The sequence below is a fragment of the Methylopila sp. 73B genome (genome assembly GCF_000526315.1).
GTDB lineage: Bacteria > Pseudomonadota > Alphaproteobacteria > Rhizobiales > Methylopilaceae > Methylopila.
The window spans coordinates 736,968-751,579 of sequence record NZ_JAFV01000001.1; the positions used below are offsets into that span (position 1 = coordinate 736,968).

The 14,612-nt window shown below is 71.4% G+C and carries 9 protein-coding genes; 7 read left to right on the plus strand and 2 right to left on the minus strand.

What is annotated here, in order from left to right; all coding sequences use genetic code 11:
• Positions 1 to 183: 183 nt before the first annotated feature.
• Both K244_RS0103575 and K244_RS0103580 read right to left on the minus strand, forming a co-directional pair.
• A complete protein-coding gene (locus K244_RS0103575; RefSeq protein ID WP_020184874.1) occupies positions 184 to 1,761 on the minus strand; it encodes a hypothetical protein in 1,578 nt (525 codons plus the stop codon).
• On the minus strand, positions 1,758 to 2,696 hold the full coding sequence (locus K244_RS0103580; protein WP_197027141.1) for a hypothetical protein: 939 nt from the start codon (positions 2,694 to 2,696) through the stop codon (positions 1,758 to 1,760). Before K244_RS0103580 ends, K244_RS0103575 begins: the two co-directional genes overlap by 4 nt.
• A gap of 419 nt (positions 2,697 to 3,115) precedes the next feature.
• On the opposite strand from K244_RS0103580, the gene K244_RS0103585 reads away from it, so the two are divergent.
• From K244_RS0103585 to K244_RS0103615, 7 genes are all read left to right on the plus strand, one after another.
• Complete coding sequence (locus tag K244_RS0103585) at positions 3,116 to 5,932, plus strand: N,N-dimethylformamidase beta subunit family domain-containing protein (protein WP_197027142.1); 2,817 nt, start codon at positions 3,116 to 3,118, stop codon at positions 5,930 to 5,932.
• A 142-nt stretch (positions 5,933 to 6,074) separates the two neighbouring features.
• On the plus strand, positions 6,075 to 7,100 hold the full coding sequence (locus tag K244_RS21430; RefSeq protein WP_020184877.1) for a glycosyltransferase: 1,026 nt from the start codon (positions 6,075 to 6,077) through the stop codon (positions 7,098 to 7,100).
• A gap of 6 nt (positions 7,101 to 7,106) precedes the next feature.
• On the plus strand, positions 7,107 to 8,117 hold the full coding sequence (locus K244_RS0103595) for a hypothetical protein (RefSeq protein ID WP_020184878.1): 1,011 nt from the start codon (positions 7,107 to 7,109) through the stop codon (positions 8,115 to 8,117).
• A 341-nt stretch (positions 8,118 to 8,458) separates the two neighbouring features.
• A complete protein-coding gene (gene galE, locus K244_RS0103600) occupies positions 8,459 to 9,484 on the plus strand; it encodes a UDP-glucose 4-epimerase GalE (RefSeq protein WP_020184879.1) in 1,026 nt (341 codons plus the stop codon).
• Positions 9,477 to 11,879 (plus strand): glycosyl hydrolase family 28-related protein, encoded by a 2,403-nt coding sequence (locus tag K244_RS21435; RefSeq protein ID WP_020184880.1) that lies wholly within the window; start codon positions 9,477 to 9,479, stop codon positions 11,877 to 11,879. The genes galE and K244_RS21435 overlap by 8 nt, the downstream gene beginning before the upstream one ends.
• Positions 11,880 to 12,064: 185 nt before the next feature.
• Positions 12,065 to 13,336, plus strand: coding sequence for a glycosyltransferase family 4 protein (locus K244_RS0103610; RefSeq protein WP_020184881.1), 1,272 nt, complete (start codon positions 12,065 to 12,067; stop codon positions 13,334 to 13,336).
• Entirely contained in the window at positions 13,333 to 14,610 is a 1,278-nt protein-coding gene (locus K244_RS0103615; RefSeq protein WP_020184882.1) for a glycosyltransferase family 4 protein, read from the plus strand. The genes K244_RS0103610 and K244_RS0103615 overlap by 4 nt, the downstream gene beginning before the upstream one ends.
• Positions 14,611 to 14,612 lie beyond the last annotated feature (2 nt).

Below are 14,612 nucleotides of genomic sequence, written 5' to 3' on the forward strand. Positions count from 1 at the left end.
TCGTCGGTCCGAGGCGCAAGTCGCGTCGCCTGTGTCGGGCGGCGGACCGCCGTGGTCGTCCGAACGCTAGACGGCCCTCGAACTGCGCCGGGAGCTATGATTTCAGCCGAGCGGACCTCCGCCTTTGAGGCTGCGGAGAGGGGGAGGCGGGCGAAGGAGGTAGGCGGGGAGAGGCTGGCTACCTCAAGCGTCGGTGACAAGCCGGCGCCCGAATGCGCGCCGCGCTCGCCCGAGCGCCATGGCGCGGAGGTTGCGGTCAAGCACCAGCGTCCAGAACCCGAGAAGCGCCACCACGCCGCCGGCGCCAGCGCAGGCGAGAGCGCGGGGCAGGGACCCAACATGCGCCGTCCAGGCGGCCGCAACCGCCATCGACGCCGCGGCCGCGATGAACAGCGCGAGAACGGGCGCGAGCACTTGCGCGACGTAGACCCGCCACGGGATGTCGAGCCGGCGAAGCGCAGTCGCGGGAATTTGCCAGCCCGTGGTCGCGAGCTGGGCGAGCAACGTCGCGAGCGCGACGCCGACGAGCCCCAGCATCGGGGCCAGCATGAAGCTGAGCGCGACGTTGAGCGCGCCCGCCGCAAGGTAGATCGAGGCGTAGATCTCGTTTTCGGTGGCGCGGGAGAACCCGAACAGCAGGCTCTGCTGGGTGTAGACCAGAAGCATCGCGCAGAAGGTCGCCATCAGCGGCAGCCCGGCGTAGTGCCCCGCGCCGAGCCAGGCGGCGATGATGGCGTCTCCGGCGAAGAGCAGCAGCGCCGTCGCGAGCGCCATCAACCCCATCCCGATTCGCATGCTTTTCAGAACGAGCGGCGCGACGCGGTCGCGCGCGGTCGTGCGCCAGAGCTGGGAGACGTAGATGTTCGCCGCGTCGCCGATCGCGATCGCGATCACCGCGGCGTTGAAGGCGAGCGTGTAGGAGGCGAAGTACTCCGGGATACGCTCGGGGTTGAGATAGCCGGCGATAAAGTACTGGTCGGTGCGCGTCAGCAGGATCGCGCCGATTTCGGTCAGGAAGTACTTCAACGACGGCGACAGCAGGGTCTCCGCCTCGACTCGGCTCCAGGCTCCGCTGTCAGCGCCCACGGCGGGCTCGTTGCGCCGGAGGTAGACGATCGCGAAGATACGGAAGGCGACGTTGCCTGCGGCCCCGATGGCGGCGAGCGCGACCAGCCCGCCGCCCGCCCACACCACCGCGGTCTGGGCGAGCAGGGTGAGGCTCGTCATCCCGGTCGAGAGCAGCGCGATCGGCGCCACATGGCCTAGGCCCGCGATGACCGCGGTCCAGAGGCCGTTCGACAGAGCGATCGCCTGGCTGACGCAGATGATCGTCCAGGCTATTTCGGCCTCGCGGCGCAGCGGTTCGTCGAGCCCGAGCGTCGTGATGAACAGCAGGCCGCCGCCCCAGGCGAGCAGGCCGACGCTCGCCGCGATCCCTCGATAGAGCACGCGTCCGGTGGCGATCAGCGCGGCGAAGGCCTGTGCGTGCTCCGCGGTGAGCGGCTCCTCCGGTCCGCCGGTCGCCTCGCCCCGCCGGAACGCGAAGCGGCGCGTGAGCGTCGAGGTCAGTCCGAGATCGAGCATGAGCAACATGACGCCGCTTTGGCTGAGCAGCAGCCACACGCCGAGCTCCGCCTTGGGCAGGCTCTTGAACAGCGCGGGCATCAGCACGAGGCCAAGGGCGATGGCGACCAGCCGCGACATCCACATGGCCGAGACCGCAAGAGCGATGCGGCGGACGACCGTGCCGCTCCCGTTCAAGGAAACACCTCGAGCGCGAGCCGTCGGCAGAACGCCGTAAGCCAACCGGACTCCGGCGCGGGCGGCGGTCCCCCCGCGTCAAGCAGGCCCCACGCGCGGGGACCGGCAGCCGGGGCCAGCCGGCGGGCGAAGCGCAGCAGGTCGCCGCTCGCGGTCGCGTGGCCCCGGGCCCGCTCAGCGCAGGCCGCCCAATAGGCCTGCTGCGCCAGCCGGAGGTTCGCAAGCCGGGCGAGCGCGGCCGCGTCGGCCAATCGTCGGCCGTCCGTCCGGAAGAACGCGGCGAAGGCCTCGCGCCGTGCGTCCAGGCTGCGGAGCGGGCCGGCGTCGTCGTCGACCTCTGCGGGGGCTCGAACCGCGAGCGGCGCAGCACATTCCGCGACAGCGCCCCGGAGGCTGAGCCGCAGCCAGGCGCCCAGCCGCGCGCCTTCGTTCCCGAACCGCCCAAACGGCGCGCTGCGCGGCGCGCGGACGATCACCGGTCCATCGCCCAGAGCCGCGCTCGCCACCCCGCACATCCGGCGTATCGCCGAGAGGCCGTCGTCGATGCGCCAGTCGTTGATCGCGGACGACGCGGTCTCGTCCGCCTCCGCGCATGGGCTGAAGCCGACGACGACATCGAGGCGCGACGTCATCAGAGCGAGCGCCGCGTCGACGGCGCCGGCGACGAGCCTTTGGCGGGCTGAAAGCGTGAGCAGGAACGGCGCCTGCGCTCCGGTCGCCCAGCGCCGTTCGGCGGCGGCGTCGTCGTGGGGGAGGGCGACGAGGTCAGGGCGCGAGGCCGCGAGGTCGCGCGCAATTTGGTCGTTTTCCCCGCCGTCGCTGACGATCAGCATGCGCATGCCGCCGAGCCGTTGCGCCCGGACGCTCGCCGCGCAGCCCTCCACGTCCGCCGTCCCCCGGCAGAGGATCGCAACATCGACAGGCGTTGCCGTCACGCCGCTCATCGCATCGCCCCGATTTGAACCGAGGCGGATCTAGGCGGTCGGTGGGCGGCCGCCGCAACGGGGCCGATGGAGGAAGTGCAGGCGGCGCCTCTACGCCTTCCGGAGCGGCGGCTCCGGCGGCGCCGGCGCGGGGCTCCGTCCGCCCTTGGCCGTTTGGAAGCTTACGTCCGCTCTCTATGCCTTTCGAGGCCTGGACTACCTCCTTCAGGTGAACGGCCGCGTTACGCTTACCGCACAAGCCAATCTTTGCGGGTATTTCGATCGGAAAAATACTTCGGGACGGGGCTTAATAACTCCATTTTTATCAAAAACATGCCGCCGGGGGGCGGCGGTCGGGGGCGATGATGCGGGCTGGGTCCGAAAGCGACGTCTCGTCCAGAGCGTTCATCGATCATGAGGCCGCGCTGCGCATGGCGGCCGGCGACGACGGGCTTCAGGCGGCGACCAACAAGATCACCATCGAGAACGCCAAGCCCGGTAATCCGCCGAGCGAATGGATGATCAACGGGATCGGCGACGACAACATCGTCGGCTTCGCGACCGACATCAGCGTCAACCGAGGGCAGACCGTAAGCTTCAAGATCCGGACGAACTCGCTTAACTACCGGATCGACATCTACCGCCTCGGCTACTACGCCGGAAACGGCGCGCGGAAGGTCGCGACGATCCAGCGCCAGCTCGCGACCGCGCAGACCCAGCCCAACCCGGGGGGCGATCTGAGCGTCGGCCTGGTGGACTGCGGCAACTGGGCGGTCTCCGCCACCTGGACCGCGCCGTCGACCGCGGTGACCGGCCTCTACATCGCCAAGCTCGTCCGGCAGGACGCGACCGCCGGCGTCAACCACATCCCCTTCGTGGTGCGCGACGACGGGGCGGCGAGCGACCTGCTGTTCCAGACCTCCGACACCACCTGGTGCGCCTACAACTCATGGGGCGGCTACAGTCTCTACGGCGGCGACCTTCCGGCCTTCCGGGCGTACAAGGTGAGCTACAACCGGCCCTACAACACCCGCGGCTACGACTTCCAGAGCGGGCCGCAGGACTGGATCTTCGGCGTCGAATACCCAATGATCCGCTGGCTCGAACGCAACGGCTACGACGTCTCCTACTCCACCGGCGTCGACAGCGACCGGCGCGGCGCTGAGATCCTGCTCCACAAGATCTTCCTGTCGGTCGGCCACGACGAGTACTGGTCCGGCCCGCAGCGCGCCAATGTCGAGGCGGCGCGGGACGCCGGCGTCCACCTCGCGTTCTTCAGCGGCAACGAGTGCTACTGGAAGACCCGCTGGGAATCGAGCGTGGCCGGCGCGGTGACGGCCTACCGCACGCTCGTCTGCTACAAGGAGAGCCGCGCCAACGCCAAGATCGACCCGTCTCCGACCTGGACGGGCACCTGGCGCGACCCCCGGTTCTCGCCGCCCTCCGATGGCGGACGACCGGAAAACGCGTTGACCGGCACGATCTTCCAGGTCGACAGCTATCGGCTCGACACGATCAAGGTGCCCTACGAGAACTCTCGCTTCCGATTCTGGCGCAACACCAGCTTCGCCAGCTTGTCGTCCGGGCAGACCGGCTCGCTGGTGAAGAACTACCTCGGCTACGAGTGGGACGAGGACCGCGACAACGGCTTCCGGCCGAGCGGCCTGATCGACCTGTCGCAAACCGCGCGCAACGTCACGACCTACCTGCGCGACTACGGCTCGACCATCGGCGCCGCGACCGCCAACCACAGCCTCACGCTCTACCGCGCGCCGAACGGCGGCGGGCTCGTGTTCGGGGCGGGCACGGTCTACTGGGCCTGGGGTCTCGACGCCAACCACGACAACGAAGCCACCGCGGTCGATCTCAATGTCCAGCAGGCGACGATGAACCTGCTGGCCGACATGGGCGTCCAGCCCGCCACGCCGCAAGCGGACGTCGTCGCAACCCCCGCCTCCAGCGACGTGACGCCGCCGGTCTCGACAATCACTTCGCCGGCCGTCGGGGCCCGCGCGCGGGAAGGCCAGCGCATCGTCGTGCGGGGCACGGCGACCGACAGCGGCGGCGTGGTGGCGGGCGTCGAGGTGTCGATGGACAACGGCGTCACCTGGAACAAGGCGAGCGGGCGCGCGTCCTGGACCTTCGCCTGGAACGCCCAGGCGCCGGGAAGCTACGTCATCCGCTCTCGCGCGACCGACGACAGCTGCAACACCGAGACGCCGTCGGCCGGCCGCACGCTCACGGTGCTGGCGCCCACCACCCAGAGCCTGTGGACCTACGCCGACGCGCCGGCGAACCCGTTTGTCGAGGACACGACCCCGGTCGAACTCGGCCTGCGGTTCGTGCCGGCGGTTTCGGGACAGGTGACGGGCGTTCGCTTCTACAAGGGCGATCTCAACGTCGGCGTCCACACGGCGCGGCTCTGGACGGCGGCCGGCGTGTCGCTGGGCTCGGCCACCTTCGCCAACGAAACCCTGCGCGGCTGGCAGCAGGTGCTGTTCGCCACGCCCATCAACGTCACCGCGGGCGCGCCCTACGTTGTTTCCTACCACACGGACGCGTTCTACTCGGCTGATCCCGGATACTTCGGAACCGCCCGGGTGCGAGGAAACCTGACGGCGCCGGCGAGCACGCCCGCCGCTTTGAACGGCGTGTTCGCCTATGGCCCTGCGGGAACGTTCCCCGACGGCTCCTTCGACGGAACCAACTATTGGGTCGATCTGACCTTCGCAGCGGGGCCGCCCGCGCCTCCGATCGACGGCGAGACGCTGTTCCCGGACACGGCGACGCCCGCGGTCGTCACCGAGAGCGACGCGACGCCGGTCGAGCTCGGCGTGCGCTTCCGGGCGAGCGTCGCCGGCACGATCACCGGCGTCCGCTTCTATAAGGGGCCGAGCAACGTCGGCGCCCATGAGGGCCGGCTGTGGAGCGCGGCCGGCGCCCAACTGGCCATGGTCTCCTTCGCCGGGGAGACCGGCAGCGGCTGGCAGACGGCGTTTTTCGCCACCCCGGTCGCGATCACGGCCGGCGCGACCTACGTGGCGTCCTACCACACCGCCGGCTTCTACTCCGCCGACACCAACTACTTCGCGACGGCGCGCGTGAGCGGCTCCCTGACGGCTCCGGCCGACGCGGCGGGGGCGCCGAACGGCGTCTACCAGTACGGCCCGAGCGGGACCTTCCCGACCGAGACCTTCTCCAAGACGAACTATTGGGTCGACGTCGTGTTCAAGCCGACCACGGCGTGAGGGTTTGCGCGGGGCCTACCGCTTTGGAGGCCCCGCTTAGGCCGAAGGGGCGCGTGGCGACGGTCGCGCGCCCGCGCCTAGCCTTGCTCCGACCCGGGCAGGGAACGCGTCGGGCCTCATGAGAGCGGGACACGTCAACGCCATGGCCGTCGTCGATATCGCAATCCCTTGCCACCGCTACGGCCATTTCCTCAAAGACTGCGTCGAGAGCGTCCAGGCGCAGTCGCTGCGCGACGTCCGCATCCTGATCATCGACGACGCCTCGCCGGACGACTCCGCCGAGACCGCCCACGCGCTCGCGGCCGGCGATCCGCGCATCGAGGTAATCGTCCACGAGCGGAACCGGGGCGCGCTGGCGACCTACGACGAGGGCATCGCCTGGGCGACGTCCCCCTACCTGCTGCTTCTGTCAGCGGACGACTTCCTCGCCCCGGGCGCGCTGGCGCGGGCGGCGGCTCTGATGGACGCCCACCCCAAGGTGGCGCTGACCTACGGCAGGAGCGTCGACCTGCACGAGGGCGATCCCGAGCCGGCCTTCTCGGACCCGGACGCGCCGCCGGAATGGCGGGTGAGATCGGGCGAGGCGTTCATCCGGGAGCATTGCGAGCGGATCCGGAACCTGGTGCCGACGCCGTCCGCGATCGTCCGCACCGCCGTCCAGAAGAGAGTCGGCGGCTACGACCGTTCGCTGCCGCACGCCGGCGACATGGAGATGTGGATGCGACTCGCCGCCTATGGCGACGTCGCCGACACGCCGTTGACGCAGGCGGTCTACCGGCTGCACGGCTCCAACATGTCGCGCGCCTATTACGCGCGGATTCTCGTCGACTACGAACAGCGCGCGCTCGCCTTCGACACGCTGTTCAAGCATCACGGGCCTCGCGTCCCCAACGCGCGGCGGCATCATGCGCTGGCGCGCCGTCGTCTCGCGGAGGCGGCCTATTGGACGGGCGTCGCCCGCTGCTGCCGGGGCGACATGGCGATCGGCCGCGACGTGCTCGGCTTTGGCCTCGCGCTCCGGCCGCGGATGCGCCTGCTTCCGCCCGTCGGCCAGTTGTTCCGCCACGAGCGGCCAGACCGGACAATCGCGAGCGTCCTCAGCGACGGCCTGCGTCGGCTGGCGCTCCGCGCGGGCCTCGTTCCCCAGCCGTCCGCGAAGGGGCCGTGACCCGCCATGACGCCGGCGGTCAACTTCGTCGTCGACAGATCCTCGGCGCAGATGGCGCGGTTGCGGGCCGTCAGCTCCATGGACGACTGCTTCGAGCGCGCGCCGGACCTCGCCGCCGGCATGTCGGCGCACGGCGATCTCTGCTGGTGCCTGCAGACCTACTTGATCCTGGCGGAGCAAGGCCGGCTCAACGTGCGGTGCTCCAACACGTTGCACCGCGACGCGATCAACATCGTGCATTCGGCGCATCTCGCCCGCATCGGCGGCTCGGCCGACGCCTTCGTCGTCTGCGCGCGCGCGGATTTCCCGGGCCGGCGCTGGGCGCACCATCATCTCGTGCAGAACCGACTGCAGGCGGGCGCCGGCGCGACCTACCTTCCGCTTTGGCCCCAACCACGGCTGAGGAAACGCAATCCCGAGCGCCGCGGCGTCGAACGCGTGGCCTACGTCGGCCAGACCTTCAACGGCAACCTCGCCCTGAGCGAAAGCCAATGGCGGCGGGCCTTCAAGGGCGTCGGGGTCGACTTCGTGGTTCCCGACCCAAGCGCCTGGAACGACGTGAGCGAACTCGACGTGCTGATCGGCGTTCGTAGCTTCGATCGCCGGACCTACCCCGGCAAACCTCCCAGCAAGCTCATCAACGCCTGGCTCGCGGAGGCGCCCTTCGTCGGGGGCTATGATTCCGCCTATGCGCAGGTCGGAACGCCGGGCGTGGACTACATTCGCGTCGAGACGCTGGAGGACGCCGTGGCCGCGGTCGATCGCCTGAAGCGAGGGCCGCAGGACTACCGCCGCTTCGTGGCCAACGGCGTCGCCCGGGGGCGCGATTTCACCCAAGAGCGCGTCTCCGCCCTGTGGGTCGAGGCTCTCAGCGGCGAAATCGCCGAGCGCTACGACCGGTGGCTGCGGCGGGAGGAGTTCGAGCGCGCCCGGTTCCACGTGCTGCGCGGCATCGGACGCGTCGAGGTCCGGTCCCGCGCGGCGGCGCGCCGGATTCGCTACGCGCTCGGAGCCTGACCGGGGGCAATGGACTCCGGGGGCGGAACGCCGTCTCGCGGCGTCCTCCTCAGCTTCGGCCAGCTCTATTCCGCCGGACCACATCGCTGCGCCCCACGCATTCCGCTTCGACAGCGGTTTCACCATGTCCAAAAGGCTGAGAACGCCGATGGACGACCCCCGGTGGTACGAGCCTCCGCGAAAAAGCAGGCGCCGCATCTACGCCGTTCGGCGATGGACGCCGGCCGCGCACGCCGAAGAGCCGAGGCGCGCGGGGAGGCCGCGTCGCTAGCGTGATCCGCGACGTCGGTCGCCTCGCCAGGAGGTCCGCCGGCGCGGGCATAAGACCCGGCGGAGCACCCATGACATCGTCAACCGTCCTCGTCACCGGCGGCGCCGGCTACATCGGCAGCCACATGATCCTCGCGTTGCGCGACGCCGGACGCCCGGTCGTCGTGCTGGACGACCTCTCGACCGGCCTCGCCGCGGCCGTGCCCGCGGGCGTGCCTTTGGTGCGTGGTTGCGTCGGCGACGCCGACCTGGTGACGTCGATCGCCCGGACCTACCGCGTGGGCGCCATCGTGCACTTCGCGGGTTCGATCGTGGTGCCAGACTCGGTCGCCGACCCGATGGCCTATTACCTGAACAACACCGTCCGCTCCCGGGAGCTGATCGGCGCCGCGGTTGCGGTGGGCGTGCGGAGCTTCGTGTTCTCCTCGACCGCCGCGGTCTATGGCGAAGCCTCCTCGGAGCCGCTTGGAGAGGACTCGCCGCTGGACCCGGTCTCGCCCTACGGCGCCTCGAAGCTGATGACGGAGCGCATGCTCGCGGACGCGGGCCTGGCCTACGACCTGCGTTACGCCGCGCTGCGTTACTTCAACGTCGCCGGCGCCGATCCTCTCGGGCGCGCGGGCCAGTCCGGGGGCCGGGCGACCCATCTGATCAAGCTCGCCGCGCAGGCCGCCGTCGGCCTTCGTTCGGGGCTCGACTGCTTCGGCGACGACTATCCCACCCGGGACGGGACCTGCGTGCGCGACTACGTCCACGTCTCGGACCTCGTTCAGGCGCACATGCTCGCGCTCGATCATCTCGAAGGCGGCGGACCGAACCTCGTCGCGAACTGCGGCTACGGGCGTGGCGCGTCGGTGCGCGAGGTGATCGGCGCGATGAAGCGCGCGTCCGGCGTTGATTTCCCGGTGCGGCCCGCGGCGCGGCGCGCGGGCGATCCCGCGGCGCTGGTCGCCGACCCCACGCGGATCCGCGAGACCCTCGGCTGGGTCGCCCGGCACGACGATCTCGACGGCATCGTGGCGAGCGCGCTCGCGTGGGAGCGCCGTCTGGCGGAGGCGCGACGGCCGGCGTTCGCGGCCGCGATGGGGCATGCCTAGCCGCTCGCTCGCGAGGCTCTGCGGCGCGGGCCTCGTCGCCGGTCTGGCCTTCGCCGTGGTGGTCGCAGCCTTGCAGGTCGTCGGGGAGGGCGCGGGGCAGGCCGCCGCCGTCGCTCCTCGCGCCCCTCCGCTGGTTCCGCCGGGCGCGGACCCCTACGATCCGCCGTTCGCGCTCGAGGGCGGGAACGGCCCCGCGATCGGCGACGGCCTGCGGACGGCGGGTCCAGGCGAGACCCTTACGCTCGCGGGATCGGACTTCGCCGCCGGCACGGTTTTCGAGGTCTTCAGTCAGGCGAAGGGCCGGCCGGGCGCGGTCGTCCGCGTCGCGCCGGACTATGTGGGGCCGGCCGCGGCGACGCTCGCGTTGCCGTCTTCGCTGCCCGCGGGCGCGATGCATCTGCTGCGCGCGCGGTCCGCGAAGGGCTACGGGCCGGCCTTCGCGGTCAACCGCACCGAAACTTGGTGGCTCGGTCCCGACGCCGCGGCGCCCGGCGAGCGGTTCGCCGTGTTCGGCCGCAATCTCTCCGATCCCGACGGCTCGCGCGCGGCGATCTACCTGAAGACCTCGGCGAACGAGGGGCGGTTCTTGCCCGTCGTGACCGCCAATCCCTACCGGGTCGAGGTGCGGACGCCGGCGCTTCAGCCGGGCGCCTACGAGGTCTGGGCGCACAACGGCGGCGGCGGTCGGCTGGGCTGGAGCGGCCCGCTGACGCTCAAGATCCGCGCCGCGCCGGTTTGGGCGAAGCACGCGCGGACCGTCGTCGACGTCGCCGACTTCGGAGCGCGCGGCGACGGCGCCAGCGACGACGGCGCCGCGATCGAGGCGGCGCTCGCCGCTGCGGAGCGGGCGGCCCCGAGCACCTTGCGGTTCGGGCGCGGCGTCTACCTCTCGCGGCGCAGCTTCCGCGCGCCGTCCGGCGTACGCTGGCTCGGCGCGGGACGAAACGCGACCGCGCTCAGCCTGGCGGCGCCCTTGGAGGCCCAAGGTTTCCTCTATGCGGGCGGCGACGTTCGCGACGTCGCGATCGAGCGCCTCACCATTGACGCCGACCGCCGGGTCTCGGCGCAGGATCGCGCGCTGATTGCGCTTGGCGGCGCGCGGATCCGTATCGCCGACTCGCGTCTCAACGCCTGGGGCGGCGAGACGCTGAGGATCTCCGCCCGCGGGCTGGAGATCGAGCGCAATGAGATCACCGGCGCGGGTAGCTTCCTCGGCGTGAGCGAGCAGGTCTTCGTGACCGACAACGTCTTCCGCATGACCAGCGACGCCGAGGCCGCGGTCACGAGTTGGGGCGGGCGGGGGCTCGCGCTCGTCGGCAACCTGCTCATCAACGCCGATCCCTCGCGGGCCGACGGGTCGGGCATCGGCCGCCTGTTCGTGGCCCAGGGGCACTTCGGCAGCGTCCGCGACGCCTACTTCAGCGGCAACGAGACCCGAAACGCCGCGCCGCGGGACTGCGCGGCGGTCGACTGCAACAAGGGCGAACAGATCATCTTCGAGTTCGGCGGCGTCGCCCTTCTGGGCCGCGCCTCGGCGCTGTCGCCGACCACCGTAACGATCCCCCGGCTCTCCCCCGCGCCCGGGGCGACGCGCGGCGACGTGGTGATCGCGGCCGGCCGCGGGGCGGGCCAGCGGCGGCGGGTCGTGTCGATCAAGGGCGACGTGGTGACCTTCGACCGTCCCTGGACGGTGCAGCCCGATCGGACGAGCAGCCAGTTCTATGTGACGCCCGTCGCCGAGCGCGCGGTGGTCTACCGCAACCGGTTCCAGGGCCGGAAGACCTACGCGGCGCACGACTCGAATTCGACCGCCGTGCTCGTCTGGGGCCTGTGCTTCGACATGGTCGTCGCCGACAACGACATCTCCCGCATGCGGCACGGCGTGATGGCCGCCGCGACCTCCGGGACGCCTCAGGACAGCGTGTCAGCGCCGTTCTTCACGCTCGTCGAAGGCAACCGCATCCGCGCGGTCAACAACGGGATCTACACCGGCTTGACCTTCGGCTACGACACCCACCCCGCCGTGCTCGGCGGCGTCGGAAACGTGTTCCGCCGGAACGATATCCGCGACGTCGCCCATATCGGTCTCGCCATGGACCTGTGGGATAGCCGCGGCGGCGACGTGATCGCCCCGGTGTTCGAGCGCAACCGCGTCGTCGGCGCGCCCTACGGCATGGTGACTGGCCTCAAGCTGATCTGGGCCGGGCGGCTGTTTCGCAGCGCCCCTCCGGGGAGAGGGCGGCTGCTCGGCGCCGTCCTGCGTGGCAACGTCTTCGTGCGCGGGCTGTTGCTGAGCCCTGGATCGATCGGCTTCTGGGCCGGCCGCGGCGTGCTTTGGAGCACCCATGGCGACCGCTGGAGCGGCTTCCGAACCGGCAACGGCCCGGCGCCGTAGACAGCCGCCGTCGCCGGAGGCGCAAGGGCCTCCCCGAACGGCGTAGGCGACCGGCCCAAACCCGAAGGACCCTCCTCCGAACGAGCGAGGCCCCGCCTCCGCTTCATCCGCACGGCCCGGTTGGCGCGTCGGGGCGTGCGCTGTCCCCTGATGACCGCCGCGTGGGTCGCGGTTGGGGACCGCGCATGAAAGTCATCATTCTCAATCGCTTCTTCGCCCCGGACCAGTCCGCGACCAGCCGGATGGCCGCCAGTCTCGCCTTCGGCCTCGCGGCCGAAGGGTTCGAGGTGGAGGCGATCGCGAGCGACGCCTGGCACGACGACGGGACGCGGCGGTTGCCCGCGAGAGAGACGATCGAGGGCGTGCGCGTGTTCCGGGTCGGCGGGGCGCGGTTCGGGCGCGCGACGCTTGTCGGCCGGGCGCTGGACTACGCGAGCTTCCACATCGCCGCCGCCGCCCGGCTCGCCGCGCGGGCGCGGCGGGGCGACGTCTGCGTGGTCTGCACCGATCCGCCGCTGATGTCAGTCTCGGCCTGGCCGGCGATCGTCGCGAAGCGGGCCGTGCTGGTGAACTGGTCGAACGACCTGTTCCCCGAGGCGGCGTTCGACGCCGGCGTGCTGACGCCGACCGGCTTGACCGGGCGCCTCGCCCTCGCCCTCAGGAACCTTACGGTCCGCCGCGCGCAGGTGACGGTGGCGCCGATCGAGCGGATGGCGGCGCGGCTCCGCGCCCAGGGCGGCGGCGGGGCCAGGGTCGCCGTCGTCCCCCACTGGTCGGACGGCCAGGCGATCGCGCCGCTGCCGCGCGAGGCCTCGCGGCTCCGCGAGGAGTGGGGGCTCTCCGGAAAATTCGTGGTCGGCTACTCCGGCAATCTCGGCCGCGCCCACGATTTCACGACCGTGCTCGACGCCGCGTCCCGGCTCCGCCATCGCGACGACGTCGCCTTCCTCTTTGTCGGCGGCGGGCACCAAAGGGCGTGGGTCGAGGAGGAGGCCCGCCGTCGGAACCTCGACGCCGTGACGTTCCGGCCGCTCCAGCCGCTGGATCGGCTGTCGGAGTCGCTCGCGGCGGCCGACGCCCATCTCGTCACCCTGCTGCCCGAGTTCGAGCTTTCGGTCGTTCCGAGCAAATTCTATGGAATCGCCGCCGCGGGGCGGCCGACGCTGTTCGTGGGCGACGTCGACGGCGAAGTGGCGGGCCTGCTTCGACGCCACCGCTGCGGCGTCTCGGTCCCGGTCGGGGCTTCGGAGGCTCTCGCCGCCCACATCGAGCGCCTCGCCGACACCCCGCAGCTTGCGGCCCGTCTCGGCGTCGCGGCCCGCCGCATGTTCGACGAGCGCTTCTCGCGACGCCGGGGGCTCGCGGCCTGGCGGACGGTCATCGAATCCTGCGCCGTCCGGCCGGCGTCGGGCGCGCCCAGCGTCTTCGGCGTCGATCCGGCGAGGACCGCGCGATGAGCGAGCCCGCGATGAGGCTGATCGTCAGCCAGCTCGGCGCGCGGATGCATTACGCCGTGCCACGCATGCTGCACGCGCAGAGCCGGCTGCAGCGCTTCTACACCGACATCTGCGCTACCAAAGGCTGGCCGAAGCTGCTGCGCGCGGTCCCCGGCGGCGTGATGCCGACGGCGCTGCGGCGGCTCACGGGCCGGGTGCCCTTCGCGGTGCCGGAATCCGCGGTGGTCACCTTCCCGAGCGTCGGCGTCGGCTTCGGCATGCGCCGCGCGCGGGCGAAGACGCCGACCGAGCAGACCGAGGCGCATCTCTGGGCGGGCCGCGAGCTGTCGCGGCGCCTCGTGAGCCACGTCCAGAGCCACGGCGTGGGGACGGCGGGCGGCGTGTACGGCTTCAGCGGCGAATGCCTCGAGGCCCTCGTCGCGATGCGGGCGCGCGGTCTGAAGACCATCGTCGAGCAGATCGTCGCCCCGAAGCTGATCCTGGATCGTCTCGTGCTCGAGGAGGAAGAGCGGTTCCCGGGATGGAGCGCCGTCTCGGCTTTCGATGGCCTGTCCGCGGACTACGCCGCGCGCGAGCAGGCGGAGTGGGCCGCGGCGGATCTGGTCGTCTGCGGCTCCGGCTTCGTGCGCGACGGCGTGATCGCGAGCGGGGTCGATCCGGGACGTTGCGTGGTGGTGCCCTACGGCGTTGACAGGCACGAGGGGGGAGAGCCGCGCCGCAGGGCGCCCGGACCGCTGCGCGTGCTGACCGTGGGCGGGGTCGGCCTCCGGAAAGGGACTCCTTACGTGCTTGAGGCGGCCCGACGGCTCGGCGCCAGGGCGGAGTTCCGGATGGTGGGCGCCTGCGACGTCGTGGGTCCAGCGCGGGTCGCGCTGGCCGACGCTGTCACGCTGACGGGCGCCGTGCCGCGGACCGAGATCGCCGCGCACTACGCCTGGGCGGACGTCTTCCTGTTGCCCTCGATCTGCGAGGGCTCGGCGACCGTCGTCTACGAGGCGCTCGCGGCGGGCCTGCCGGTCGTCACCACGCCGAACGCGGGCAGCGTCGTGCGCGATGGCGTGGACGGCTACGTGGTCCCGATCCGCGACGTGGACGCCATCGAAGCCGCGCTGGCGGCCTTCGCCGCCGACGCGGAGCTCTACGAGCGGTGCTCGCTGAACGCGCGCGGCCGGGCCCGGCAGTTCGATCTTCCGGCCTATGGCCGACGCCTTGCGGAGGCGATCGACGGCGCGCCTGCCGCCGCGCTCTCCGTTCCGCTCGCCGCGGCGGTGTAGGC